The sequence below is a fragment of the Bradyrhizobium australiense genome, assembly GCF_013114825.1.
Taxonomy (GTDB): domain Bacteria; phylum Pseudomonadota; class Alphaproteobacteria; order Rhizobiales; family Xanthobacteraceae; genus Bradyrhizobium; species Bradyrhizobium australiense.
The window spans coordinates 257,176-283,616 of sequence record NZ_JAAVLX010000007.1; the positions used below are offsets into that span (position 1 = coordinate 257,176).

The window sequence follows — 26,441 nt, forward strand, 5'->3', positions numbered from 1 at the left end:
TGGCGGTTTGAGGCGGTCCATGATTCAAGCTTCTGATGTGGACAGCAGCGAATCGGGCCCGGATGGCCGCCGGTGTTGGGGGCACCTCAAGCGTCCGTTGTTAGACTAGGCGATCACCTTGGAGATTGGAAACATGGCGCTCAAGCGGATGGACAACGTAGGAATCGTCGTCGAAGATCTCGGAGGGACGATTGATTTCTTTCGCGAACTCGGCCTCGAGCTAGAAGGGCGGGCTACGATCGAAGGAGAATGGGCCGGACGTGTCACTGGACTGGGCGATCAGCGTGTCGAGATTGCCATGATGCGCACACCGGATGGCCACAGCCGGCTCGAGCTCTCCCGATTCCTCACGCCGCCTGTCGTCGCAGATCACCGGAACGCCCCGGTCAACGCCCTAGGCTACCTCCGCGTCATGTTCGCCGTCGACGACATCGACGAGACGCTTGAAAGGCTCCGCACGCGCGGCGCGCAGCTCGTAGGCGAAGTAGTCCAGTATAAAGACGCGTATCGACTCTGCTACATCCGTGGGCCTGAAGGGCTTCTCATCGGACTCGCCCAAGAACTCAGCTGAGCGCAATACGAAGACAAATGGCGAAGAGTGACCAATGTCAGCGAGCGCGTCCGAGGCCGGCCCGCCTGTTCGAGGTCCATCCCTCCACGGTTGGCCGCGTTCCCGCTAAGCACGATTGGGTCGTCAACCCGGGCCGGGTCGCCCGCGAAAGCCGCCGTCAGCAGCCTAAGAGACCGTTTGAACAGCCTGTGCAGTCTTGATCTGGAACTTAAAGAAATGGAGAGCGCTCCTCTACGTAAGAAGATATGCCTTGACCAGCAGATCGGGATCTCGGACGGGACAGACAGCTTCCTGATCCACCGCCTCTTGGTTCGGCGAGGCCTCGCGATCGTTCGCGATCACATGAAGCCGGGGTTGCGCGGTAGATACTGGACCCAGTTCCCGAACTCACGGGACGACATCAGCAACATCGGAAACTCGATCCGCATTCCGTGCTCCATAGCGGTGTTGAGGGCCGCTTCGCTCGCGCCGGGCAGGAACGCCGATACCCGCGACGAGCCGCTCTCAGCCGCCAAGTGCAGCACCGTCCTGAAAGCGGGAGCGACGGCGTGGGATTCCATGACCGCGAGCGGTCCGATGTGTCCGCCGGCGTCCACGTAAGCGTAGCCCACCCAATCGCTTCGGTCGTAGAGATTGAACCCTCTCGTCCCGTTATCGTTGATCAGGTAGCGGTGATGCTTTTCGCGCGACACACCAACGACCCGCTCGTCCGCCTGTGCGAGCCGACGCAGGGTCGAAGCTTCTTCTTCGAGCGGCGCAAAGTCGAGCTGCTGGCCCCGCAAGCGGCCGATCAAATGCTCCCGCGATACACTGACGCTGTAGATGGGAATTCGCGGAAGCAGTCCGTGGCGGATGTAGAGGCCTTGCGAAACTGTGTTGAAGCTGAAGGTGATGAGCACCCTGTTGGACGCGCCCGATTTCTCGGCGTGCTCCAGGGTCCGCTTGATCAGCTCGTTGCCGATGCTCCGCCCCTGGCGGTCGGGGGACACGAATAATTGCGCCAGGAACCACAGGTTGCCGCAGACCCAACTCCAGGCGAAGCCGAGGATCCGCTCGCCCTCCTCCGCCACCCACAGACCGTCGGGGTCGTCCTCCATGGAAAACAACTGAAACTTGGGAGGGGAAGAGACGGCCATTTGCCCGAAGCCATGCCGTTCGGTGAGATCGTTGATACTGGAGACGACGAGGGCGTCGGCGAATTCCAGATCCTGTACGCGCGCTGGCCGGCAAACCACAGACATCGGGCAACTCCGTTAGTGGTCGGATAACCTTCAAAACCTCGCCGCTCCGGGATCGAGCCCAAGCGCCAGCCGGCCGGCGATGATGTAGTTGTTCGGACTCATCGCAATATGCTTCGCGGCGGCGCGCACGTCACGGACCGCGCGTTCCATGGCGCAGGTCTCGAAAATGGCGGCGGCGCCCGCGCTGGCGGCCAGCTCATCGGTGATGGACATCGCAGTTTCGGCCGCATGTGCGTTCGCGATCCGAAGGTCCGCACGCGCCTTCACCAGCCGTTCGCCGCCGGTCTCGGTCGCGGCCATCAATTCCGTCATGGCATCGATCAGAAAGGCGCGGGCGGCCAGAAGCATTGCTCTCGCCCGCCCGACCGTCGCCTGGACGGTTTCGCGATCACGCAGCAGGGCCCGGGTGCCGAGACGGCTTTTCCGGCAGGCGAGTTCCGCGAACGATGTAATGGCGCCGGAGGCGATGCCGAGCGGCACCCCGCAGATGCTCCACGCGAATACCGATGATGGCGGCATGCGATAGAGCAGTCCGGGCTGGGTCGGTCGTGGTCCGAGAAACGGATGGGCGTGAGCGGCTGGCACGAAAATATCCCGCGCCTCGAAATCGCAACTTCCGGTGCCGCGCAGTCCGCACACATGCCAGTTATCGTGGATGGTCACGTCGCGGCGGCCGAGATAGCAGCAGAGAAGGGGCGACTCCGGTTCTTCGGGCCTGATGCTGGCCAGCACCATGAATCGCGTCGCGTGATGTGCGCCGCTGCCAAATGGCCAGCGCCCCGAAACGCAATAGCCACCATCGACAGGAGTCCCCGTGCCGACCGCACCGGTCGAACTGGCGACAAAGGCATGCCGGTCAGCAAACCAATCGCGTGCGATGGTGTCAGCGAGGTAGCCGCCGATCCGGCTCATGCCGCCGCCGTTGGCGACGAGCCAGCCAACCGAACCATCGAGCGCCGAGGCAGCCTCGACCACGCGCATGAACTCGAAGGGAGACAGCTCGAGTCCGCCGAGCGCGTGCGGTAGCCACAGGCGAAACAGGCCAGCATCGGCGAGCGCTGCGAAAACTGCGTCGGGCAAGCGCCGTCCGCGGTCGAACTCGCTGCGCTGCGCAGCGATCAGCGGGGCCAGCGCCTGGACTGCCACGAGCACGCGGCAAACCCGGTCTGGGGCACCGGCGATCACTTCCGGACCGGGACGGGCCATCGGATCATCCGCCTCCACCGCATCGCAGGAATCGCGCATCGGCAGCCCTCGAAATTTTTCAGCGCAGCCGCAGCATGATCGTTCGTTTCCCGGAGGTCCTGAATCTGTTCCGAAAAAGTTGCAAAAAATGTAGTCTCCAAGCCATGACGACAATCCACGAATTCGGTCCCTACCGCCTCGACGTGGAGGCCGAGATGCTGTTTCGGGATTCCGAACCAATCACGCTCGGACGCCGCGCGGTGATGCTGCTTCGGCTGCTTGTGGAGCGGGCCGGAACGCCGGTTTCCAAGGACGCGCTGATGCAGGCGGCGTGGCCGGGGCTTGCGATCGAGGAGAGCAACCTGACGGTGCAGATCGCCGCCCTGCGGCGGATACTTTCCGACGTCGACGGGGGCGCGACCTGGATCGAGACGCTGCCGCGCCGCGGCTACCGTTATGTCGGGCCGCCGGTCGCCGCCGAATCCGGAGCCCGCCTGCCCACGTCACCGGCACCGGCAGTGTCCGATAGGCCGTCGCTCGCGGTGCTTCCGTTTTCGAATCTGAGCGGCGATCCCGGGCAGGATTATTTTTCCGGCGGGATCACGGCAGACATCATCGCCGAACTGTCGCGGTTCAGGTCGCTGTTCGTCGTCGCCCGCCACTCCAGCTTTGCCTACAAGGACAAGGCGCCCGATATCAAACAGGTCAGCCGCGAGCTCGGCGTCAGGTACGTGGCCGAAGGGAGCGTGCGCAAGATCGGCAGCCGGGTGCGGGTGACCGTCCAGCTTCTCGATGCAGCGAGCGGTTACAGTCTCTGGACCGAGCGCTACGACCGTGAACTCGAAGACATCTTCACCCTGCAGGACGAGATCGTCCGGGCGATCGTCGCGGCCCTACCGGGCCGGCTGGAGGACGCCGGCCGCGAGATCGCGAGACGCAAGCCGACCCCGAGCATTACCGCCTATGATTTGGTTCTGCTGGGAAACGAGCGATGGCGTCAGTTGACCGTGAAAGGCATGGCGCAAGCCAGGGAGTATTTTCGAAGTGCCGTCGCGCTCGACCCGCAATATGCCGGCGCCCACGCCAACATCGCCTGGACCATAGTCTGCGATGTGTTTCTCGAATCGCCAGCCACCGCGACGCTCGACGATGCGCTTCGCGAGATCGAGACCGCGCTCGACATCGACGACGGCGACGCCTGGGCTCATGGCGTCTTCGCGCAACTGCTGTTCCTGCGGCACGAGGACGACAAAGCCGAAATCCACTTCAGCCGAGCTCTCGCGCTCAATCCAAACGATGCCGATGTAGCCGCCGTTTTCGCAAATATTCTGGTCTACTGGGGACGGTGGCGAGAGGCGCTCACATGGATCGGAGCGGCCAAACGGCTAAACCCCTTTCCACCCAATTTGTATCACTGGTACCACGCGCTCGCCCTCTACTCGGGGCACGAGTACGAGCAGGCGGTCAAGGCGCTGATGGAGGCGCGATCCCTCGACCGCTGGTCGCATGGTCTGCTTGCCGCCTGTTATGCGCAGATGGGCCGGCTCGGCGAAGCGCGGTCCGAAGCGGAGGCATTCGTCAGGAAACGGTATCGTGAAATGAACGCGAACGGCGCAATTCCACCGGCGAACACCCTCGATCTCGTTCGAGCGCGGGCTGAAAGGTACAGAAATTCAGTCGATCGCGAGCACTTCCTCGACGGCTTGCGCAAGGCCGGCCTATCGGGTTGAGGGGCAACAGCGGTTCGCACGCGAACTCGAGATGGGTCAACGCGACCGCAGGCTAGGTTACATAGATAAACTAGGAGGTCACCGCTTTCGAAGCCAACGGAATTCGCGCCAGCGGGCTCGGACCGGAACCGTCAGTAGTACAAAATCGTGAAAGATCGTATTTTGGCGAACAAAATCGTTGAGCGCTTGGTAGCGGGGGAGGGACTCGAACCCCCGACCCCAGGATTATGATTCCCGTGCTCTAACCAGCTGAGCTACCCCGCCACGGCATCGCGGCAGCGGCACACAATGCCGCGGTCGCGAACGCGCGGCATATAAGGAGCGCCCCGACGACCTGTCAAGCAAAGCGAGCTGTCCGGCCAAGCATCTGCAAAGTAGCGCTATTTCGGTCGGATTGTCGGGTCGCCGCCAGGGCTGCCGGGCGGCGGAATCACCGGCGTCTTGCTGCCGTTTGGCGCAGGCGCGTGCATTTCGGGATCAATCCCCGGAGGCGGGCACAATACGCCTTCGGAGCGGGCCAGTTTGTCGCCGAGCGGCTCCGTCCGCTGGCCGGTGGTCGTTCCTTCCGGGGTCTTTCCTTCCGGAACCGTCGGACTCGAGTGCGGCGTCGGTTGCATCGGTGCGCAGTTGGCGGCGCGATCAGGCGATGGCGGTGCGGTCTGCGCCGGAGGAGTCGTCGGGCCAGGCGGGGCCTGTGCACCTGCCACGCCCGCGGTTGCCGCCAGCACGCATGAGAGAAGAACTGCGCGTTTCATTGCCATGCAGGAAAACGGTCCCCGCGGCCGGATGTTCCGCAATCGGACGCCGCCGCGCTTCACGATTTCCGAAAACGGATTAGCGAAAAATGTCCCATTGGCGGCATCGGCCGCCGCTCGGTCAGGGTGACGCCGCCATGTTTGGCGGCCCAGTTGGTCAGGCGTTCCCACGGAAATTCCGGCCGCCAGCCCAGCCGCCGCGCCAGTGGCGCGAACGCCAGTTCGAACGCGCGGCGGGGACCGGTTTCGGCGCCGATGTGATTCACCAGAATGAGTTCGCCGCCGGGCTTCAGGACGCGGATGAAATCATCCAGCGTGCGTTCCGGATCGGGCACTGCCGTGATGACATATTGCGCCACCACCGCATCGAAAAACGAATCCGGAAACGCCAGGTTCTTGGCGTCCATCACCGCGAGCGCTTCGACATTGGTGAGGCCGAACTCGCGCACGCGCTTGAGCGCCCGCCGCAGCATCGGCTCGGAAATGTCGACGCCGCACAATTTCGTATTGCGCGAATATTCTGACAGCGACAGCCCGGTGCCGACGCCGACGTCGAGAACACGTCCGCCGATCTTGTCGGCTTCAGCGATGGTCGACCGGCGACCCTCGTCGAACACCTTGCCGAAAACCAGATCGTAGACCGGCGCCCAGCGCCCATAAGCCTTTTCGACCCCGTCGCGGTCGATGTCCCCAGCCATTCCCTCTGCCCCGATTTTTTTCTTAACTGCGCATCACCTCGGCGAGCGGCGCGGCCTTTTCCCGCGCCCCTGCCCTCGCCGCCGGATGGCGTGCGGCCGCGCTCTTGATGAATCCGCCGCCGAGCACGCGCGCCTGTCCCGCAGGCGCATCGTAGAACACGCAGGCTTGGCCGGGCGAGACGCCCTCTTCGCCGGCAACGAGCTCGACTTCATAGCCGTCGTCTACCGCGCGCAACCAGGCGGGCTGCGGCGCGCGCGTCGAGCGCACGCGCACGAACATCTCGATGCCGTCACCGATGATGTGGTCGAGCGCGCCGTCGCCGATCCAGTTGATGTCGCGCAACAGGATGCGATCCATCCGCAACGCCGCGCGCGGCCCCACCACGACGCGGCGGCTGGTGGCATCGAGCTTGACGACGTAGAGCGGCGCGCCGGCTGCAATACCCAGTCCCTTGCGCTGGCCGACGGTGAAATGAACGATCCCTTGATGGCGGCCGATCACACGGCCCTCGAGATCGACGATGTCACCGGGCTCGATCGCGCCGGGCTTGAGGCGGCCGATAACGTCGGTGTAGCGCCCGGTCGGCACGAAACAGATGTCCTGGCTATCCTGCTTTTCGGCGACTTCAAGGCCGAAGCGCCGCGCCAGTTCGCGCGTCTGCGGCTTGGTCATGTCGCCGAGCGGAAAGCGCAGGTAGTCGAGTTGCTCGCGCGTGGTCGCGAACAGGAAATAGCTCTGGTCGCGATCGGCATCGGCGGCGCAGACCAGCGCCCGCGATCCGTCGGCAAGGCGGCGCGAGGCGACATAGTGTCCGGTCGCGAGCGCCTGCGCGCCGAGTTCACGCGCGGTCGCCAAGAGATCGCGAAACTTGACCGAGCGGTTGCACTCGATGCAGGGCACCGGCGTTTCGCCGAGCGCGTAGCTGTCGGCAAAATTGTCGATCACGGATTCGCGGAAGCGGCTTTCATAGTCGAGCACGTAATGCGGAATGCCGATCCGCTCCGCGACGTTGCGGGCGTCGTGGATGTCGCGGCCGGCGCAGCAGGCGCCCTTGCGATGGGTGGCCGCGCCATGATCGTAAAGCTGCAGCGTGATCCCGACCACGTCGTAGCCCTCGGACTTCAGCAAGGCAGCCGTCACCGAGGAGTCGACGCCGCCGGACATCGCAACCACGATCCGTGTGTCCTGCGGACGGCCTTCGAGATCCAAACTGTTTCGCATGCCAGGGGTCATCGACTTCACTCGCAAGCGCGCTATGCAGCTCACGGCCAGGGTTAAAAAGCCTTTTGTTATAAGGCCTTATGATCTCATTCGGCCATACCGGGCCGGATCGGACGCCGCTCTTTAATATAGGCCGTATTCCCGCGAGGCAATCAGCCGATCCTCCTTTTGGAGGAGGTCCAGGACGGCAAATCTTGCCGCCGGGCAGAAAAGGGGGTTGCGATCATGCTCCGCAGTTTGGCCGCCATTCGTTTAAGTATTTGAACTAACGTGATATTTTTTGCAACGGCCGGTGGCCCGGTCCTTGCTGAACAGTAGCCGAGAGCTCAGCGCGAGGGTCACCCGTGGTTCGTGTCACGTCAGAAGTATCGGCAAACGTATCTTTTCAGACCGCGGCGGCGAAGTCCGCCCGGCCGGATTCCGAGCCATTCGCCGGAAACGACAGCTTCGCGGCGCTGGTCGACAGCAATGCGGCCGCAAGCCACAACGACCGCGCGCAGGACTCCGCGCCAGCGCCCGCCCCGCGCCGCTCCAACGACACGCAGGCAGCGACCGACAATCGCTCGCGCGATAACGCCGCCGCATCGGACAAGGCCGCGCGCAACACTTCGAACGATCGCGACGACGCCGCGGCCAAGGCACGGGCTGACAAGGCACGCGACGACGGCAAAGCCGATAGCACGCTCGATACCGACACCAAGGCCGAGACGCCCCGCCGCGCCAAGTCGACGTCCGACGCACCGAAGTCCGACGATGCGAAGTCTGACGAGACGACGCAGGCAGCTTCCGGCGACGCTGTCCCGGCAACCGATCAAACCGGGACGACGCAGGATGGAACGGCCGTGGTGACGGCCGACGCCATTGCCGTCGTCATCCCTGTGGCTACAGCGCCGGCGGCGACGGCTTCCGCGACACAAGCAACCGACAAGGCGACCGCGCCGCTTGCCATCGCCGCTGCGGCGATCGCAGCGTCTGCTTCCCTCGCCGCCGAGACCGCGCCGGCCACGCCTGCACCTGAAGGTACCGAGGTCACCGTAACCCAGGCCACAACCGCGAACGCCGCCCAGGCCACAGCCGCCGACCCATCGGTCACAACTGGCATCGCTCAAGCCGCTTCGATGGTCGCGGCGACGCCCGCCGCCACCAAACCCGCGGCGCAGCTCAAGAACCCCGATCTTGCCAGGAAAAGCGCGACGACAGCGGTCGAGCCCGAGAACACGGCCGGTACCACCGCGACGTCCGCAACCGCAGCGCCTGCCGCGGACACCATCGTGCCCGCCGTCACGCCGCCGACCGGAGCCGCAGGCAAGCCGAAATCCGAGAACGGCACCGCCGACGCCTCGGGCAATTCCATCGCGACGCCGGCCGCTAACGCCCAAGCCAACGCGCATCTTGCCGCCTCCGGTATCGGGCAGACGCCAGTCAATTCCTCCGGCAACGGCCTGCAGGTTGCCGGCGCGATCCAGGCGCAGCAACCACCCGCTTCCGCCACGACGCCGGCTGCAGCTAGCCAGCTCACCGCCACGGCCGCCGCAAGCGCGCCGGTACCGGTCAGCGGACTTGCGATGGAAATCGCCGCGTCCGCCAAGAGCGGCAAGACGCGCTTCGAAATTCGCCTCGATCCCGCCGAACTCGGCCGCATCGATGTCCGCATCGACGTCGATCGCCACGGCCAGGTGACGTCGCATCTGACGGTCGAACGGCCGGAAACGCTGTCGATGCTGCGTCAGGACGCCAACCAGTTGCAGCGTGCACTCGACAATGCCGGGCTCTCGACCGGCAATAGCGGCCTGCAATTCAGTCTGCGCGACCAGTCTTCGCAGGGCCAGAACGACGGCAACCAGTCCAATCCCAACGCACATCGCCTCGTCGTCAGCGAGGACGACAGCATGCCGGCCGTCGTCGCCGGCCGCAACTATGGCCGCATGCTCGGTGCGAGCGGCGGCGTCGACATCAGGATTTAAGGGAGACCGCCATGGCAGTCGATGCAACCATGCCGACGACCATTGTCTCGGCGCCGGGGACCGGCACCAGCACGAGCAACAAGACCTCTTCGACCGCGACGACGGGAATCGCGGATAATTTCCAGACCTTCCTGACGCTGCTGACCACGCAGCTGCAGAACCAGAACCCGCTCGATCCGCTCGACACCAACCAGTTCACCCAGCAGCTCGTGCAGTTTGCCGGCGTCGAGCAGCAGCTCAAATCGAACGATCAGTTGAAGTCGCTGATTGACATCGAAAAGAGCGCGCAGGCGACGCAAGCGCTGGTCTATGTCGGCAACACGGTTGCTGTCGACGGCAGCAAGGCGCAGTTCGACAAATCGGCGACCTGGAATTTTCAGGCCGAGAAAGACACCAGCGCGACGATCACGATCACGAATTCGACGGGCCAGACCGCCTTTACCGGGTCGTATCCGCTCCAACAGGGCAATTCCAGTTTCGTCTGGGATGGCAAGGGTAATGACGGCGTGCAGTGGCCGGCCGGCGCCTACACCTTGACCGCCACCGGCAAGGACAGTTCGGGCAACAACGTAGCGATTTCCACCGAAGTGCAAGGCATCGTGGATTCGGTCGATCTGACCTCCTCCCCGCCGCTGCTTTCGATTGGCGGCCAAAGCTACACCACCGACAAGATCAAGCGGGTGATCCGTCCAAGCACCTCTAGCTAGCGCCCCCTACTCGTCGTTTGATCCGCCACTTTCGGCCCAGCAAACCCTGATTGCGCGCAAAAGCGCCCCAGGGAACCGGGCCGAAGCCATTTTCGGTCATTTTCAAGGAGATTCGTATTGAAGCCGTAGGCTTAGGCAAATTTTAAGCCGAGAGGCGTAGGTTACCATGGTGAGTTCAGTGGTTGAGAGTTTGTGAGTACGCCATGACAGAACCCCATCGCCCGAGGGTAAAATACGTCATCGGGCCTGACGGCAGCCCGTTGACAATTGCTGACCTGCCCGCGCCCGGCACCAAACGGTGGGTGATCCGCCGCAAGGCCGAAGTTGTCGCCGCGGTCCGTGGTGGCCTGCTCTCCCTCGAGGAAGCCTGCAGCCGTTATACGCTGACGGTCGACGAATTCCTGTCCTGGCAGTTTTCCATCGATCAGCATGGCCTGGCCGGCTTGCGGACCACCCGCATCCAGCAATATCGGCAGTAAGCTCTCCCGAACCCCGAAGATTTGATGAAAACCGGCTTCGTTTTGCGAAGCCGGTTTTTTTCATGCCGGAACTATTCGCGGCGGCTTTAACTGACGTTAACCATATGGAAACCATCCCCTAGGCAATAATTGCCCAGTCGGTCCCTTGGGCCGAATCCCTGGGGGCGGTTGGTGCAAAGTCTCGTTGCTTTCCTGAAAGGCCTGGGCGCAGCGCGGCTGATGGCCATGGTTGCGGTGACGACCGCGCTGATCGGCTTCTTCGCCTTTGTCATCATGCGCGTCACCACGCCGCAGATGACCACCCTGTTCACCGACCTCTCCGCTGAAGACTCCTCCGGCATCATCAAGGATCTGGAACGTCAGGCGATTCCCTTCGAGCTGCGCAATGAAGGCGCGGTCATCATGGTGCCGAAGGACAAGGTAACGCGGCTACGGATGAAGCTGGCCGAAAGCAACCTGCCCAAGGGCGGCGGCGTCGGCTACGAGATTTTCGACAAGTCCGATGCCCTCGGTACCACCAGCTTCGTCCAGAACATCAACCATCTGCGCGCGCTGGAAGGCGAACTTGCACGCACTATCCGCGCCATCGACCGCATCCAGGCCGCCCGCGTCCATCTGGTGCTCCCCGAACGGCCGTTGTTCGCGCGCGAGGCGCCCGAGCCATCGGCCTCGATCGTGGTGCGGGTGCGTGGCAGCCTCGAACCCCAACAGATCCGCGCGATCCGCCACGTCATCGCTTCCGCCGTCAACGGACTGAAGCCGCAGCGGGTATCGATCGTCGACGAAGCCGGCCGGTTGCTGGCCGATGGCGCCGGCAAGGACCCCGAGATCGCCGTCGGCGACGAGCGCCGCACCGCCTTCGAGAAGCGCATGCGCAACGAGGTCGAGGCGATCGTCTCCTCCGTGGTCGGCCAGGGCCGCGCCCGCGTCCAGCTCACCGCCGACTTCGACTACAACAAGGTCACCCAGACCTCCGACAAGTTCGATCCCGAGGGCCGCGTGCTGCGCTCCAGCCAGACCCGCGAGGAATCTTCCCTGACCGCCGAGAACAACGGCCAGGTGACGGTCAACAACGAATTGCCCGGCAATCAGACCAACACCACCACGCCGGCAGCCCGCGACCAGAGCAAGAAGAGCGAAGAGACCAACAATTACGAGATTTCCCGCACCACCAAGACCGAGGTCACCGAGGCCGGACGGGTCAACCGGATCTCGGTCGCGGTGCTGGTCGACGGCGCCTATACCAAGAACGAAAAAGGCGAGATGGTCTATCAGGACCGCAGCAAGGAGCAGCTCGACCGCATCGCCACGCTGGTGCGCTCGGCGATCGGCTTCGACCAGAAGCGGGGCGATCAGGTCGAGGTCGTCAATCTCCGCTTTGCCGAAGCGCCCTCCGTGCCACCGGTAGTCGAGCCGACCGGCCTGCTCGGCTTGCTGCAGTTCACCAAGGACGACGTCATGTACGTCATCGAGCTCGGTGTCATGATGCTGCTCGGCCTCGTGGTGCTGTTCCTGGTGATCCGTCCGCTGGTCAAGCGCATCCTGGCTGCCGAAGTCATCCCCGCTTTGGCGGAACCGGCGCCCGCCTTGATCGAGGGCAGCGGGCCAAACGGAGAACTGGGTCCCGGCCAGGCGTTGATCGCCGGGACCAGCGGCACTGCCCAGTTGATCGACGTCGCCCAGGTCCAGGGCCAGGTCCACGCGCAGGCCGTGCACCGCGTCGGCGAACTGGCCGAACGCAATCCGAACGAAACCGCTTCCATTGTTCGCCAATGGCTCAGCGAACCCGCCGAGTGACCAGAGATGGCCGTACCGCAAACCACGAACGCTAACGACATCACGACCGTCATTTCGGCGTTGGCGAGCCGTCAGAGCGCCCGGCCCAAGGGCAAGCCGCTGAGCGGCCCGAAGCGCGCCGCCATCCTGATGCTGGCGCTGGGCGAGCAATATGGCGGCAAGGTATGGTCGCTGCTCGCCGACGACGAGGTGCGCGAGCTGTCGATCCACATGTCGACGCTCGGCACCGTCGAGGCCGACGTCGTGGAAGACCTGCTGCTCGAATTCGTCTCGCGGATGTCGGCCTCCGGCGCGCTGATGGGCACCTTCGACGCCACCGAACGGCTGTTGCAGCAATACCTGCCATCGGAGCGCGTCAGCGGCATCATGGACGAAATTCGCGGCCCCGCCGGCCGCAACATGTGGGAGAAGCTCTCCAACGTGCAGGAAGAGGTGCTCGCCAACTATCTCAAGAACGAATACCCGCAGACCATCGCGGTGGTGCTGTCGAAGCTGAAGCCGGAGCATGCCGCGCGCGTGCTGGCGATTCTGCCCGAGGACCTTGCGCTCGATGTGGTCGGCCGCATGCTGAAGATGGAAGCGGTGCAGAAGGAAGTCATCGAGCGCGTCGAGCAGACGCTGCGCACCGAATTCATGTCCAACCTCTCTCAGACTCGTCGCCGCGACGCCCATGAGGTGATGGCCGAAATCTTCAACAATTTCGACCGCCAGACCGAGACCCGTTTCATCACCTCGCTGGAAGAGGAAAACCGCGAATCCGCCGAGCGCATCAAGGCGCTGATGTTCACCTTCGACGACCTGATCAAGCTCGATTCCGCCTCGGCGCAGACGCTGATGCGCAACGTCGACAAGGACAAGCTCGGCATTGCGCTGAAGAGCGCCAACGAGGAGGTGCGCGCCTTCTTCCTCGGCAACATGTCCTCGCGCGCCGGCAAGATGCTGCTGGACGACATGGCCGCGATGGGACCGGTGCGGCTGCGCGATGTCGACGAGGCGCAGGCGCTGCTCGTAAATCTTGCCAAGGACATGGCCGCCAGGGGCGAAATCACCCTGACCAAGAACCGCGCCGACGACGAATTGGTGTACTGATGGCCGCGCCCGCAAAATTCCTGTTCGACACCGATTTCGCAGCGCCCGACAGGACGCGCGAGCGTGCCGCCACGGCCGCCGAGATCGCCCAGAAGGTCGCGGAAGCCGAGGCACGTGCCTACCGCGCCGGCTACGAGGCGGCGCAGCACGAGGCCAAAGTCGAGAGCGGCCGCCGCTCGGCGCTGGCGCTGGAAGAGATCGGCATCGCCATCAGGGGCATCGCCACGCGTTTCTCCGTCATCGAGGCCAGGATGGAAACCGAGGCCGTCGATGTCGCGGTCGCAGTGGCGCGCAAGCTGTGCAGCGAACTGATCGCCCGCGAACCGCTCGGCGAGATCGTGGCGCTGGTCAGCGACTGCTTCGCGCATCTAGTCGCCACGCCGCATCTCGTCGTCCGCATCAACGACCAGCTCTATGAAGCCGCCCGTGAGAAGATCGAACGCCAGGCGGCCCAAAGCGGCTTCGAGGGCCGGCTGGTGATCCTGGCGGAGCCCGGCATCGCCACCGGCGACTGCCGGATCGAATGGGCTGACGGCGGCGTGGTGCTGGAGCGCGCGGCCATCGAAGCGAAGATCAGCGAACTCGTCGGACGCTATCTGGCGTCCCGCGATCAGGCCGCAACGTGAAGGCCATGAGGACTGAACCATGAGTGACATCGACGCACAGGTACCGCTACCCGATCTCAACGCCGCGGACGCGCCGCCGGTCGATGATCTCGCCTATAACGAGGACGAACAGGCCTCGCGCATCGCAGCCGACCTTGAGGCCGTCTTCGACGTGCCGGTGCAGGTCTCGGCCGTGCTCGGCCGCTCCAAGATGGACGTCGGTGAGCTGTTGAAGCTCGGACCCGGCACCGTGCTCGAACTCGACCGCCGCGTCGGCGAAGCCATCGACATCTACGTCAATAACCGCCTGGTGGCGCGTGGCGAGGTCGTGCTGGTGGAAGACAAGCTCGGCGTGACCATGACGGAAATCATCAAAGCAGAGCGAAGCTAATATTTTTTGGCGATACGCGCGCCTTAAGCGACGCGAACAGACGGACAGGAGATAGACATGCGGCTTCTCATCGTTGGCACACTGAAGGGCCAGCTCACGACCGCCACCAAGATCGCGATGGAGAACGGGGCTTCGGTGACCCATGCCGAAGCGACCGAACAGGCGATGGCCGTCCTGCGCGGCGGCAAGGGTGCCGACCTGCTGCTGGTCGACGTCGGTCTCGACATCCGAGACCTGGTGATGCGGCTGGAGGCCGAACACATCCACGTGCCGATCGTGGCCTGCGGCATCTCCAACGATGCCCGCGCCGCGGTCGCCGCGATCCACGCCGGCGCCAAGGAATACATCCCGCTGCCGCCCGATCCCGAACTGATCGCCGCCGTGCTCGCCGCGGTCGCAAACGATTCACGTGATCTGGTCTATCGCGATGAGGCCATGGGCAAGGTCATCAAGCTCGCGCAGCAGGTCGCGGGCTCCGACGCCTCGGTGATGATCACCGGCGAATCCGGCACCGGCAAGGAAGTGCTGGCGCGCTACGTCCACACCCGCTCCAACCGCGCCAAGCGGCCGTTCATCAGCATCAACTGCGCGGCGATCCCCGAGCACCTGTTGGAATCCGAACTGTTCGGCCACGAGAAGGGTGCCTTCACCGGCGCCGTCGCCCGCCGCATCGGCAAGTTCGAGGAAGCCACTGGCGGCACGTTGCTGCTCGACGAAATCTCCGAGATGGACGTTCGCCTGCAATCCAAGCTGCTGCGCGCCATCCAGGAGCGCGTGATCGACCGCGTCGGCGGCACCAAGCCGGTGCCGGTCGACATCCGCATTATCGCGACCTCGAACCGCAATCTCGCAGACGCAGTGCGCGAAGGCACCTTCCGCGAGGATCTGCTGTTCCGCCTCAATGTCGTCAACCTGAAGATTCCGCCGCTGCGCGATCGTCCGGCCGACATTCTCGAACTGGCGCAGCATTTTGCCAAGAAGTACGCCGATGCTAACGGCGTGCCGCTGCGGCCGATTTCCGCCGACGCGCGGCGGGTGCTGACCTCGAACCGCTGGCAGGGCAACGTCCGCGAACTGGAAAACACCATCCATCGCTCGGTGCTGATGGCGCAGGGCGACGAGATCGGCGCTGAGGCGATCCTCACCCCCGACGGCGACCGCCTCGACCTCGCCAAAACCGCGCCCGCCGTGGCGCACGCCACCTTTGCCGCGGAGCAGGTCACCCGCGCTCTGGTCGGCCGCACCGTCGCCGACGTGGAGCGCGACCTGATCCTGGAGACGCTGAAGCACTGCCTAGGCAACCGGACGCACGCCGCCAACATCCTCGGCATCTCGATCCGCACGCTGCGCAACAAGCTGAACGAATATGCCGACGGCGGGATACCGATTACGCCGGCGGGCTCCGGCGAGCATCAGCGGTTTATCGCCGCGGGGTAGCAGATCCCTCCGCCGTCATTGCGAGGAGCGAAGCGACGAAGCAATCCATCTTTCCATTCTGCCGAAAGATGGATTGCTTCGCTACGCCCGCAATGACGTTGAGATGCCGGAATAACTCGGCGCGTCGGGCTTGCGGAAAATGTGGATGGGGTCGCCGGGCTGCAGGTCGCGCCCGGTGAAAACAGCATAGGCATACAGCGCGAGATAGGCGACCGCGAGGGCGCCTACGCCGTAAAATGCCCAAACTGCAATCCGCTTCATCGCGGATTTCTAGAATGTCGAATCACAAAAAGCCAGTCCGCATCGCCGGAAGAACGCGGAACCTCAACCACTTACCTCAAGCCTTTCGCGTGGCCCGCGACGCGGGCAGGCTGACTTCCGCAAGCCGGAGCGCGTCCTCGTCGCGGTCAATCGCGACGTACTGGCCCTGCCAATAGGCGAGCGCCGCGGTGCGCACCGAGACCGTCACATCCAGCACGCGGCCGATGACGATCGCATGCGAATGACGCTCGACGATGTCCTCGACTTCACAGTCAATAGCCGCCAAGGCGCCTGCGAGCAAGGGCACGCCGGAGGAGCCGATCGTCCATTGCGCGCCGGCAAAGCGATCAACGCCCTTCAGCCCGCCCTTGCCGGTAAATCGCTCGGCGATATCGACCTGGTCCGACGTCAGGATGCTGACGCCGAAGAAGCCATAGCGCTTTACTAACGGCCACGATGAAGCGTCGCGGTTGATGCTGACGATCAACGTCGGCGGGTCGACCGAGAGTGACGACACCGAAGTCACCGTCATGCCCGAAAATTCCCGCCCAGCCCGGCGGTAATGACGCTGACACCACCCGTCAATCGACGCATGGCATTGCGAAAATCGCCCGCGGAAACCTCGCGGTCGATCGAGACGCTGCGGACAATGGAGTTCATGGCCACCTCACAGGTCGGACGTATCTCCAGTACCTTGCAGCAGATTCTTCAGGATCGAGCCTTCCAGCGCGGCGAGCTCCGCCGAACCGCGCCGCCTCGGGCGTGGGATATCGACGTCGATGTCATGGGCGATGCCGCCATTCTCGATGACCAGGATCCGATCGGCCAGCGCCACGGCCTCCGACACGTTATGCGTCACCAGGATCGCGGTAAAACCCTGATCGTGCCAGACTCGTTCGAGCAACCGCTGCATCGATATCCGCGTCAGCGCATCGAGCGCGCCGAGCGGCTCGTCGAACGCCAGCACCCGCGGACGGCTCACCAGTGCTCGCGCCAGCGCTACGCGCTGTCGCTGTCCGCCGGACAGAACCGCCGGCCATTGCGCCCGCTTGTCGCCAAGACCGACCTCGACCAGCGCACTTTCTGCCCGCGCCTGTGCATCCACTGACGCCCGTTCGCGTCCCAGTCCGACTTCGACATTGGACAGCACCCGCGCCCAAGGCAACAACCGTGGCTCCTGAAACATCACGCGGATGTCCTCGGCCCGCGCCTGCTCGCCGATATCGATGCTGCCCGCGGTTGCTGTCTCGAGACCCGCGATCAGCCGCAGCAGCGTGCTCTTGCCGCAACCACTGCGGCCCACGACGGCAACGAACTGGCCGGCCGGAATGTGCAGGTCGATGCCGCGCAGCACCTCGTTGTCGCCGAACGATTTGCTCAAATTCCGGATGGTCAACGAAAGGCCGCGCGACACCGTTCTCGGGCCGCGCCGGCCAAACCGCGCCTGCTCGATGATCTCGGCGCGGCCCAAAGGCTCGCTATCCGACAGACGGAAACGAAGGGCTTCTTGCATAGTATCCTCAATGCTTCTGGAAGGCCGGATGCCAGGACAGCGTCAAGCGCTCGAGCGCGCGCGAGGCACTGTCGGCCAGTTTTCCGAGCAGCGCGTAGATCAGGATGGAGAGCACCACGACATCGATCAGCATGAACTCGCGCGCCTGCATCGCCATGTAGCCGAGACCGGATGATGCGGCGATGGTCTCCGCCACGATCAGGGTCAGCCACATGATGCCGAGCGCAAATCGGAGGCCGACGAAAATCGATGGCAGCGCGCCCGGAAAGATCACTCGCCGGAACAGCTCGCCATCGCTCATGCCGTAGATCCGACCCATCTCGATCAATTGCGGATCGACCGTGCGGATGCCGTGCAGCGTGTTGAGGTAGATCGGGAAGAATACGCCGAGCGCGACCAGAAACAGCTTTGCGGATTCGTCGATCCCGAACCACAGGATGACCAGCGGGATTAGCGCCAGATGCGGGATGTTGCGCACCATCTGCAACGTCGTGTCGGTAAGCTTGCTGGAAAGTTGCGACAGGCCATTGGCTAGTCCGAAGCTGAACCCAATACTGCCGCCGATCAGAAAGCCGACACTGGCGCGCCAGAAACTGACCGAGATGTTGCGCGCAAGCTCACCCGACAGCGCGAGCTTCCACCCCGCGAGCGCAACGTCGCTCGGCGCCGGCAGCACCCGCGCCGAGACGAAGCCGGTGACGCAGGCGATCTGCCAGGTCAGGATGATGGCGAGCGGCACGATCCAGGGGATCAGGCCATCGGCCCGCGGCAGTTTTGGGGCGCGAACGCGCGGAAGACTATCGACCAGACTCATGACTGCGACGCCTGTTTCTGCGGCCGGTATTCATTGCCGATGGTTTCGCCGAACGGTCCGGTGTTGACGCGGATCGGCGTCACGTTGCTAGGCTGCTCCAGCGACAGCAGCGGGAACACCAGTTCAGCGAAGCGATAGGCTTCCTCCAGATGCGGGTAGCCGGACATGATGAAGGTATCGATGCCGATATCCTGGTATTCCCTGATCCGGGCCGCGACCGTGGCGGGGTCGCCGACCAATGCGGTACCCGCGCCGCCGCGCACCAGGCCGACACCGGCCCAGAGATTGGGGCTGATTTCCAGCTTGTCGCGGCGACCGCCATGCAGTTGCGCCATGCGCTGCTGGCCGACCGAATCCATTCGCGAAAAGATCTTCTGCGCCGAGGCGACCGTCTCGTCGCTAACGTGCTGGATCAGCTCATCCGCCGCCTTCCAGGCTTCCGCATTGGTCTCTCGCACGATCACATGCAAGCGAATGCCGAATGATAGCTTGCGGCCTCGGCTAGCTGCCACTGCTCTCACACGGTCGACCTTTTCGGCGACCTGCGCCGGCGGCTCACCCCATGTCAGATATTTGTCGACAGTATCGACGGCGACATCGATGCCTGCATCCGACGATCCACCGAAATAAAGCGGCGGGCGCGGCGACTGCACGGGCTGGAACAGCAGGCGCCCGTCTTCGATGCGGATATGCTTGCCATCGACGTTGACGGTCTTGCCGGCCAGCAGGTCGCTGTAGACGTTGAGGAACTCGCGCGTCACAGCGTATCGTTCGTCATGCGGCAGGAAGATGCCGTCGCCCTTGTTCTCGACGGGATCGCCGCCGGTCACGACATTGATCAGCACACGTCCATTCGACACCCGATCGAGCGTTGCGGTCATGCGAGCTGCAACGCTTGGCGATTGCAAGCCGGGTCGTACCGCCACGAGATAACGCAAGCGCTCAGTCCAAGGCGCAACAGCCGAAGCGACCACCCAGGAATCTTCGCAGCTTCGCCCGGTCGGCAGTAGCACGCCGAAATAGCCGAGTTGGTCCGCGGCCTGCGCGATCTGGCGCAGATAGTTGAAATTGACCTCGCGTCCGCCGGTGGTGGTGCCGAGATAGCGGCCATCGGCATGCGTCGGCAGGAACCAGAGGATATTGGCGTTAGGTTGCGTGCTCACGATCCGGACCTCCGTGCCAGGTCAGAAATCTTGATTTGGTTGGGAATAAGGCCCAGCGCGAAGAACGTGTCCGCGACCTGTTGCTGGTCGGCGATCACGCTCTCGGTGATTGGTTTGATGCCGTACGACTGCCGCTTCAGCGCGACTTCGACGACCGGAACGGAAAGTCCGATCGCCGGAGCAAGCTGCTCGGCAACGGCATGAATGTCGCCCTTGGCCCAGTCGTCCACGTCGCCGAGTTGAGCCAGCACCAGATCGATGATCTTCGGATCGGTTTCCGCGAACTTCTTCGATGAGAAATAGAACTGGTAATTCGAAACGACGCCGGTGCCGTCGGTGAGCGTACGCGCGCCGGTGGCCGCTTCGGCGGCGGCCTGGAATGGATCCCAGATTACCCAGGCGTGGACGGCGCCGCGCTCAAAGGCCGCGCGGGCGTCGGCCGGCGCCAGGAATACCGGCTCGATCTCGGAATATTTGACGCCGGCCTTCTCCAGCGCCTTCACCAGCAGATAGTGCACATTGGAGCCCTTGTTCAGCGCGACCTTCTTGCCTTTCAAGTCGGCAACGGAAGCCAGCTTGCTGTCCTTCGGGACCAGGATGGCCTCGCCTTTCGGCGCCGGCGGCTCATAGGCGACATACTGGATCGGCGCACCCGCAGCCTGCGCGAAGATCGGCGGCGCTTCTCCGGTGTTGCCGAAATCAATTGCGCCAATATTGAGCGCTTCGAGCAGCGGCGGACCGGAGGCAAATTCCGTCCAGACCACCTTGTAACCGGCGGCGTTCAGCTTTTCCTCCAGCGTGCCCTGGCTCTTGAGCAGCACCAGCTTGCCGTATTTCTGGAAGCCGATGCGGACCACCTTGTCCTGCTTGGGGTCTTTGCCATAACTGGCGCCGACGCTCGCGGCGACCACGCTCGCCGACAATACGGCAGCCGCGATCATTCGTTGAAACCAACGCATGGTTATTTCTCCCGGTGTGAAAACGGTGTTGTCTGGATCAGGTCTGGGCAAGCCGCCAGACGATGTCGCGAATGGTGATCTGCTTCGGAATTAATCCCAGCTTGTGAAAGCGATCGGCAACCGCCTGCTGAGTCTCGACGATTTCGTCGGTAACCGGGCCGATCACGAACGAGGCGCGGTTCGCCGCGACGGTCTGCACTTCCAGCGGCACGCCCGTCACGGCGGTGAGAGCATTCGCAACCTCCGTGCGATGCGCCTCCGCCCACAGCGCTGCTTCCGCCAGCCCCTTGATGACGGCGCGGGTGTGCTGGACGTTGTTATAGGCAAAATCGCGATTGGCGAGATAGAACGAGTTGGTCTTGGCCACCTCGGAGGCGTTAACGAGGATCCTTCCATTCTGCCGCTTTTCGCCGATTGCGAAGTAGGGATCCCAGATCGCCCAGGCCTCGATGCTGCCGTTGACAAAGGCCGGCCCCGCATCCGGCGGCGACAGATAGACCGGTGTGATATCCTCGTAGGTCAGTCCCGCCTTCTCCAGCGTCGCGATGACGACGTTATGTGCGCTGGACCCCTTGGTGAACCCGATCCGCTTGCCTTTCAGGTCCGCGATGGTGCGGATCGTCGAATGGCCGGGAACGAGAATGCCCTGCCCGTTGGTGATCGGTGATCCCGCCACATAGACGATGTCGGCGTTCGCAGCCTGCGCGAAAATCGGTGGCGTATCGCCGACCGCGCCGAAATCGACGCTTCCGGTGCTCATCGCTTCCAAGAGCGGCGGCCGGAGGTGAATTCGATCCATTTGATCGCGATCTGCTTGTCCGCAAAGTGCTTTTCCAGCAGTCCTTGCTGGCGCGCGATCACCAGCACGCCGGTCTTCTGGTAACCGATGCGGATTTCCTTGATGGTCACCTGCGCCGCTGCGCGCGACGACAGCGCGGCAATGGCGCCAACAACCGACCATCCCAAGAACTGACGACGCTTCATTCCAATTCTCCCGACGATGACGCTCGCAAGGCGACGCGATCACGTGATGTCAGGATGATGGGACGACCAATTGAAGCTGTCGAGCAGTTCGCAAAAATAACGATGCCCGCACTGTCATGCGAGCATCAGGCGCTCTCATTGTTTTAATGATCATGCTGACAGCAGCGAAATTCTTTCAACACAGCGACGTGAAGTTCCATCTGCTCATGAAACGATCACTCTGCCGCCGCCACCTTTGCCGCCGGTGCGACATTGATCGCGAGCTTGCCGTAGCGATCCTTGAATGCCTCGGTGTCGATCTCCTCGAGCTGGATCACCCCGCTCATCACGCCTTGCTTCCAGGCGTCGTGTTCGGGGTCGTTCTGGAATTCGGGCATCACTTCCTTGGCGAACAATTCGAGCGACTCGCAAATGTGCTCATGGGTATTCTTGCCCGCCTGGTTGAGCAGGATCACCTGGTCGATGTGGGATGAGCGGAAACGCCGCAGCTTTTTGCGGATGGTTTCCGGCGACCCGATCAGGCCGCCGCGCAGCGCCGCCTCCTGCGCCTCGGGATTTTCACGCTTCCACTTATTATATTCGTCCCACATGTTGACCGTGCCGGGATCCGGCCGTTGCCGATTCTGCGACGCGCCGTAATAGCGCAGCGCGAACTGAAAGAAGGTGGCGCCATCGGCCCGCGCCCTCGCCTCCTCGTCCGTCTTCGCGCACATGAAGAACGACACCAGCGCCATGTTCGGGTTGATCTCGTAATCGGCGAGCTTCTTTAAGCGCTTGGTGATCGCATTGTAATAGGCATGCACCCAGGCATGCGCCGCGTCAGCGCTGACGAACTGGAAGCCGAGCGCGCCAAAGCCGTTCTCGCCGGCCCGTTCGATGGTCGGGAGCTGGGAGCACGCCATCCACAGCGGCGGGTGCGGCTTCTGCGCCGGCTTCGGCACCACGTTGCGCAGGGGAATATCGAAGTATTTGCCGTGATGCTCGGTGCTGACCCTGGTGAACATCGGAAAGATCGCCCGAACCGCCTCCTCGAACACCTCGCGCTTGGTTTCCATGTCGCGGCCGAACGGCGTCAGTTCGGTGATCGAGGCACTCTCGCCCATGCCGAATTCGCAGCGGCCATTGCTCAGGAGATCGAGCACCGCGACGCGTTCGGCGACGCGCGCGGGATGGTTGGTGGTGAGCTGGAAAATGCCGTGGCCAAGCCGGATAGTTTTGGTGCGCTGGCTGGCCGCGGCAAGAAAGCATTCCGGCGCGGGTGAGTGGGAATATTCTTCCAGGAAATGATGCTCGACCACCCAGGCATAGTCGTAGCCGAGCCGGTCGGCGATCTCGAGCTGCGTCAGTGCGTTCTGGTAGAGCCGCAGCTCGTCGCCCTCTTGCCAGGGACGTGGCAGTTGCAGCTCGTAAAAGATGCCGAATTTCATGACGCCTCCCAAAAACGCTTGTTGTTTTCGGACAGTGTATTCTCCGCAAATCGCAAGTCTAGCCTTGGTCGCGAAATGGCAATTCCGTGTCACGGAAGTTGTCTTGCATGGAACGCGCGAATGGTTAGCTTTACAGTGCGTTGAGTCGCGGCCTTCCGCCCGCTCTTCTCTCCATCTGGACCCATGACCATTTTTACGCCGCATCAGGATTCCGCGCTGAAGGCCGTCGCCGACTGGCTGAAGGCCAAGCCGGGCCGGAACGACACACCGCCGGTGTTCCGCCTGTTCGGCTATGCCGGCACCGGCAAGACCACGCTGGCGCGGCACATCGCCGAGGGCGTCGATGGCGAGGTGAAATATGCCGCTTTCACCGGCAAGGCGGCCTTGGTGATGCGCAACAAGGGTTGCGACAACGCCTCCACCATCCATTCGCTGATCTACCGCGCCAAGGAATCCGGCGTCGAGCAGCCGAGCTTTGAGTTGTGGGACGACGCACCGGCCTCCAAGGCGAAACTGATCGTCATCGACGAATGTTCGATGGTCGATGCCGAACTCGGCCGCGACCTGATGTCGTTCGATTGTCCACTGCTCGTGCTTGGCGATCCCGCGCAATTGCCGCCGATCCAGGGCGGCGGCTTCTTCACCAATCGCGAGCCCGACGCGATGCTGACCGAGGTGCATCGCCAGGCCCAGGACGATCCGATCGTTCGGATGTCGATGGACATTCGCGAGGGCCGCGAGCTTGAAATCGGCCGCCACGGCGAGAGTGAAGTAGTGCCGCGCAGCGAACTGGATCCCGACCGCGTCATGAGCGCCGACCAGGTGCTGGTCGGCCGCAACAACACCCGCCGCGCCTACAACATGCGGGTAAGGCAGAAGCAGAATATCGAGGATCCCTTGCCGGTCGCGGGCGACAAACTCGTGTGCCTGCGCAACAACCGCAAGAAGGGCCTGTTCAACGGCGGGCTTTGGCGCGTGAAGTCGCGCACCCAGCCGCGATCGAAATCGCAGATCCTGACGATGCGGCTGTCGCCCGACGAGGAGTTCGGCCACAAGGTAACCAAGGTCTCGGTGCGCCATGATTGCTTCCAGGGCGGCATCGAGGCGATCCCGTGGGAGCAGCGCAAGCCCTATGACGAATTCGACTACGGCTACGTGCTCACCGTGCACAAGTCGCAAGGTTCGCAATGGGACGACGTGGTGCTGTTCGACGAGAGCTTTGCGTTCCAGGACAGCCGGGCACGGTGGCTCTACACCGGCATCACGCGCGCAGCGAAGCGGCTGAGCGTGGTGGTGTGAGCCGGCGCTTCCTATCGCTCTAGATTATTCTACCAGTTCATTACCAGCAGCCCATGTACCCCCAATGAGCTTCATGCCAAATCTCTCGCTGCCTATGTCGATGAAGGCATTCAAGTTATCAGCCCGCACATCGATGCAGGTTAGTTCACCGCAGACAGGCATTATGAAGCCACGTCGGCCTGCTCTAAAGTAGATGCCAACACCGCGCGTGTTCTGGTTTCGAGGCCAACATCGTATAGCCCCCTTCCGGCTCCCACGGAAAATTGGATGCCGTAATCGACCGCAAGTACTCGAACTCGCCTGAGATGCGCGCGTCGACGACGCGTGTTACACACCCACTAATTGCTCCCACGATTTCAAATTTTCGTCCGGCATTATCGCTCGCCAGCATCTCCATTGCATTCGCTGCAATATCAAATTCCTTTTCTCCCTCAGTCATCGCCATCTCTATTTTTGAGGGCATCTCCACTCGAACCATCGGCCCAGCATAAGGTTGTCGCAAATTTAGATATCGCTCATACTCGTCTTGCATTCCAATATAAAAACGTTGACCTTCGCGTGCGCTCCCATCGGACACATGATTTAGTTTCTTGAGACCGTCCTTTATCGTGAGAATGAGAAACTCGCATCCGTCGATCCCACCTCTCTCGGACAACCACGCCGTCGGGTCGATTGTACAATTTTCCTCTAAAGCAGCCTTGAGTTCGCGCACGGCCAAGTACGCCGGTTCGAACAAGCCAGCGAAAGCGACGGCAATAGCGCCACTGCGCGACCGATCGCCGTTCCTTAAGGCCTTGCGCGGGCGCAGCTTTATTCACGAACTCGTGTGGCGCAGGCCGTAACAATTGGTAGCCCGCGGCGTATCTTGGGCATCGGAGTAAATTGAACCGATTGCGAAACGCAGGTCCCGCTCTACTGCCCCCAACCATTGCCGAAAGAGGAAGCCATGTCCCCTCGCCATTTCAGCCGCCTGTCGCTCGCCGCTGCAGCCATCGGCGCGCTGGCCGTTACAGCCTTCGCCGTCGCGCCTTCGCGCGCCTCGGAGGAAGCCGTCATCATTCCGGCCCCCGCCGTCGACGTTCAGGCGACCGACGGCATCCAGACCGCAGTGATTGCCGGCGGCTGCTTCTGGGGTGTCCAGGGCGTGTACCAGCACACCGCCGGCGTGCTCAACGCGGTCTCCGGCTATTCCGGCGGCAGCAAGATGACCGCGAACTACACCATGATCGGCACCGGCACGACGGGACACGCCGAGTCGGTCGAGATCAAGTACGACCCGAAGAAGATCAGCTATGGCAAGATCCTGCAGATCTTCTTCTCCGTCGTGCACGACCCGACGCAGTTGAACCGCCAGGGCCCGGACACCGGCACGCAATACCGGTCGGCGATCTTCACCACCAATGACGAGCAGAAGAAGGTGGCGGAGGCCTATATCGCCCAGCTCAACGCCGCCAAGGTCTACAAGAAGCCGATCGTGACCAAGGTCGGCCCGCTGCAGGGGTTCTATCCAGCGGAAGACTATCACCAGGACTACCTGACGCTGCACCCGAACCAACCCTATATCGTCTTCAACGACATCCCGAAGATCGAGAACCTGAAGAAGATCTTTGCGGAGAATTACATCGAGAAGCCGACGCTGGTGAGCACCGCGAAGGCTACCAATTAGGAGGGCAAATGTCCGATACCAAAACATCCGGCAAGGTCGTCAAGAGCGAGGCCGAGTGGCGCAAGGAATTGACGCCGATGCAGTACGCCGTGCTGCGCGAGAAGGCGACCGAGCGGCCGTTCTCGGGCGAATATGAGCACGAGCACCGCAAGGGCACCTATACTTGCGCCGGCTGCGGCCAGACGCTGTTCGAATCCGATGCCAAGTTCGATTCCGGATGCGGCTGGCCGAGCTTCACCGCACCCGCCGTGGACAGCCATGTCGACGAGGAGCGCGATTTCAGCCACGGCATGGTCCGCACCGAAGTCCTGTGCTCGAAATGCAACGGCCATCTCGGCCACGTCTTCAACGACGGCCCCGGCCCGACCGGCCTGCGCTATTGCATCAATTCGGCTGCGTTGAAACTGCAGCCGAAATAGTTTCCGCGTCCTCCACCTGTCATGCGCGGGCTTGACCCGCGCATCCATCGAGAAAAGCCTTCTTG

Annotated in this window: 25 protein-coding genes, 1 tRNA gene and 2 pseudogenes; 13 read left to right on the forward strand and 15 right to left on the reverse strand. The window is 63.0% G+C overall.

The features are described from left to right. Positions 1–133 precede the first annotated feature (133 nt). A complete protein-coding gene (locus HCN58_RS21730; protein ID WP_074072220.1) occupies positions 134–571 on the forward strand; it encodes a VOC family protein in 438 nt (145 codons plus the stop codon). Positions 572–909: 338 nt separating this feature from the next. On the opposite strand, the gene HCN58_RS21735 is transcribed toward HCN58_RS21730, so the two are convergent. Further along, complete coding sequence (locus HCN58_RS21735) at positions 910–1,812, reverse strand: GNAT family N-acetyltransferase (protein ID WP_171581436.1); 903 nt, start codon at positions 1,810–1,812, stop codon at positions 910–912. 30 nt (positions 1,813–1,842) lie between these two features. Continuing rightward, the gene (locus tag HCN58_RS21740; protein WP_171581437.1) at positions 1,843–3,057 is read right to left on the reverse strand and encodes an acyl-CoA dehydrogenase family protein; all 1,215 of its coding nucleotides are present in this window, start codon (positions 3,055–3,057) and stop codon (positions 1,843–1,845) included. A gap of 104 nt (positions 3,058–3,161) precedes the next feature. Between HCN58_RS21740 and HCN58_RS21745 the strand changes: the two genes are divergently transcribed. Then, positions 3,162–4,727 (forward strand): winged helix-turn-helix domain-containing tetratricopeptide repeat protein, encoded by a 1,566-nt coding sequence (locus HCN58_RS21745; protein WP_171581438.1) that lies wholly within the window; start codon positions 3,162–3,164, stop codon positions 4,725–4,727. A 187-nt stretch (positions 4,728–4,914) separates the two neighbouring features. Here HCN58_RS21745 and HCN58_RS21750 read toward each other — a convergent pair. The 4 genes from HCN58_RS21750 to mnmA all read right to left on the reverse strand — a co-directional run bounded on the left by HCN58_RS21750 (position 4,915) and on the right by mnmA (position 7,402). After that, positions 4,915–4,991, reverse strand: a tRNA-Met gene (locus HCN58_RS21750). A 116-nt stretch (positions 4,992–5,107) separates the two neighbouring features. After that, a complete protein-coding gene (locus tag HCN58_RS36020) occupies positions 5,108–5,488 on the reverse strand; it encodes a hypothetical protein (protein WP_376701201.1) in 381 nt (126 codons plus the stop codon). Positions 5,489–5,541: 53 nt separating this feature from the next. After that, positions 5,542–6,180, reverse strand: a complete 639-nt coding sequence (locus HCN58_RS21755; RefSeq protein ID WP_171581439.1) for a class I SAM-dependent methyltransferase — start codon at positions 6,178–6,180, stop codon at positions 5,542–5,544. Between the two features lie 22 nt (positions 6,181–6,202). Further along, positions 6,203–7,402, reverse strand: a complete 1,200-nt coding sequence (gene mnmA / locus HCN58_RS21760) for a tRNA 2-thiouridine(34) synthase MnmA (RefSeq protein WP_171581440.1) — start codon at positions 7,400–7,402, stop codon at positions 6,203–6,205. Positions 7,403–7,746: 344 nt separating this feature from the next. On the opposite strand from mnmA, the gene HCN58_RS37155 reads away from it, so the two are divergent. From HCN58_RS37155 to flbD, 8 genes are all read left to right on the forward strand, one after another. After that, complete coding sequence (locus HCN58_RS37155) at positions 7,747–9,366, forward strand: flagellar hook-length control protein FliK (protein ID WP_171581441.1); 1,620 nt, start codon at positions 7,747–7,749, stop codon at positions 9,364–9,366. Between the two features lie 11 nt (positions 9,367–9,377). After that, positions 9,378–10,073: a flagellar hook assembly protein FlgD gene (locus HCN58_RS21770; protein ID WP_171581442.1), complete on the forward strand. Its 696-nt coding sequence runs from the start codon at positions 9,378–9,380 to the stop codon at positions 10,071–10,073. Between the two features lie 203 nt (positions 10,074–10,276). Then, positions 10,277–10,552: a CtrA inhibitor SciP gene (gene sciP, locus HCN58_RS21775; protein WP_002714638.1), complete on the forward strand. Its 276-nt coding sequence runs from the start codon at positions 10,277–10,279 to the stop codon at positions 10,550–10,552. Positions 10,553–10,723: 171 nt separating this feature from the next. Further along, positions 10,724–12,349, forward strand: coding sequence for a flagellar basal-body MS-ring/collar protein FliF (fliF, locus tag HCN58_RS21780; protein ID WP_171581443.1), 1,626 nt, complete (start codon positions 10,724–10,726; stop codon positions 12,347–12,349). Positions 12,350–12,355: 6 nt separating this feature from the next. Continuing rightward, positions 12,356–13,438 carry a flagellar motor switch protein FliG gene (gene fliG / locus HCN58_RS21785; RefSeq protein ID WP_171581444.1) on the forward strand — a complete coding sequence of 361 codons (1,083 nt, stop codon included), beginning with the start codon at positions 12,356–12,358 and terminating at the stop codon, positions 13,436–13,438. Then, a complete protein-coding gene (locus HCN58_RS21790) occupies positions 13,438–14,064 on the forward strand; it encodes a FliH/SctL family protein (protein WP_171581445.1) in 627 nt (208 codons plus the stop codon). Before fliG ends, HCN58_RS21790 begins: the two co-directional genes overlap by 1 nt. Before the next feature lie 19 nt (positions 14,065–14,083). After that, on the forward strand, positions 14,084–14,434 hold the full coding sequence (gene fliN, locus HCN58_RS21795) for a flagellar motor switch protein FliN (RefSeq protein ID WP_171581446.1): 351 nt from the start codon (positions 14,084–14,086) through the stop codon (positions 14,432–14,434). Positions 14,435–14,491: 57 nt separating this feature from the next. Continuing rightward, positions 14,492–15,871, forward strand: coding sequence for a sigma-54-dependent transcriptional regulator FlbD (gene flbD, locus HCN58_RS21800; RefSeq protein ID WP_171581447.1), 1,380 nt, complete (start codon positions 14,492–14,494; stop codon positions 15,869–15,871). A gap of 81 nt (positions 15,872–15,952) precedes the next feature. Here the strand turns inward: flbD and HCN58_RS21805 are convergent, their stop codons facing one another. The 8 genes and pseudogenes from HCN58_RS21805 to HCN58_RS21840 form a co-directional block, all read right to left on the reverse strand. Beyond that, positions 15,953–16,132 carry a hypothetical protein gene (locus HCN58_RS21805; RefSeq protein WP_171581448.1) on the reverse strand — a complete coding sequence of 60 codons (180 nt, stop codon included), beginning with the start codon at positions 16,130–16,132 and terminating at the stop codon, positions 15,953–15,955. 76 nt (positions 16,133–16,208) lie between these two features. Beyond that, positions 16,209–16,792: pseudogene (locus HCN58_RS21810) on the reverse strand (flavin reductase family protein). Between the two features lie 7 nt (positions 16,793–16,799). Further along, entirely contained in the window at positions 16,800–17,645 is an 846-nt protein-coding gene (locus HCN58_RS21815) for an ATP-binding cassette domain-containing protein (protein ID WP_171581449.1), read from the reverse strand. Between the two features lie 7 nt (positions 17,646–17,652). Then, positions 17,653–18,459 carry an aliphatic sulfonate ABC transporter permease SsuC gene (gene ssuC / locus HCN58_RS21820; protein ID WP_171581450.1) on the reverse strand — a complete coding sequence of 269 codons (807 nt, stop codon included), beginning with the start codon at positions 18,457–18,459 and terminating at the stop codon, positions 17,653–17,655. Then, the gene (gene ssuD, locus HCN58_RS21825) at positions 18,456–19,625 is read right to left on the reverse strand and encodes an FMNH2-dependent alkanesulfonate monooxygenase (RefSeq protein ID WP_376701206.1); all 1,170 of its coding nucleotides are present in this window, start codon (positions 19,623–19,625) and stop codon (positions 18,456–18,458) included. Before ssuD ends, ssuC begins: the two co-directional genes overlap by 4 nt. Beyond that, entirely contained in the window at positions 19,619–20,581 is a 963-nt protein-coding gene (locus tag HCN58_RS21830) for a sulfonate ABC transporter substrate-binding protein (RefSeq protein WP_171581452.1), read from the reverse strand. The genes ssuD and HCN58_RS21830 overlap by 7 nt, the downstream gene beginning before the upstream one ends. A 37-nt stretch (positions 20,582–20,618) precedes the next feature. Next, positions 20,619–21,565, reverse strand: a pseudogene (locus HCN58_RS21835) (sulfonate ABC transporter substrate-binding protein). 215 nt (positions 21,566–21,780) lie between these two features. After that, entirely contained in the window at positions 21,781–22,992 is a 1,212-nt protein-coding gene (locus HCN58_RS21840; RefSeq protein ID WP_171581453.1) for an LLM class flavin-dependent oxidoreductase, read from the reverse strand. Positions 22,993–23,175: 183 nt separating this feature from the next. Between HCN58_RS21840 and HCN58_RS21845 the strand changes: the two genes are divergently transcribed. After that, positions 23,176–24,291 carry an ATP-dependent DNA helicase gene (locus tag HCN58_RS21845; RefSeq protein WP_171581454.1) on the forward strand — a complete coding sequence of 372 codons (1,116 nt, stop codon included), beginning with the start codon at positions 23,176–23,178 and terminating at the stop codon, positions 24,289–24,291. Positions 24,292–24,475: 184 nt separating this feature from the next. Here HCN58_RS21845 and HCN58_RS21850 read toward each other — a convergent pair whose 3' ends face one another. Further along, complete coding sequence (locus HCN58_RS21850) at positions 24,476–25,003, reverse strand: hypothetical protein (RefSeq protein WP_171581455.1); 528 nt, start codon at positions 25,001–25,003, stop codon at positions 24,476–24,478. Positions 25,004–25,237: 234 nt separating this feature from the next. Here HCN58_RS21850 and msrA point away from each other — a divergent pair, with 234 nt between their 5' ends. Both msrA and msrB read left to right on the forward strand, forming a co-directional pair. After that, on the forward strand, positions 25,238–25,957 hold the full coding sequence (msrA, locus tag HCN58_RS21855) for a peptide-methionine (S)-S-oxide reductase MsrA (protein ID WP_171581456.1): 720 nt from the start codon (positions 25,238–25,240) through the stop codon (positions 25,955–25,957). Between the two features lie 8 nt (positions 25,958–25,965). Then, positions 25,966–26,376, forward strand: coding sequence for a peptide-methionine (R)-S-oxide reductase MsrB (gene msrB, locus HCN58_RS21860; RefSeq protein ID WP_171581457.1), 411 nt, complete (start codon positions 25,966–25,968; stop codon positions 26,374–26,376). Positions 26,377–26,441 lie beyond the last annotated feature (65 nt).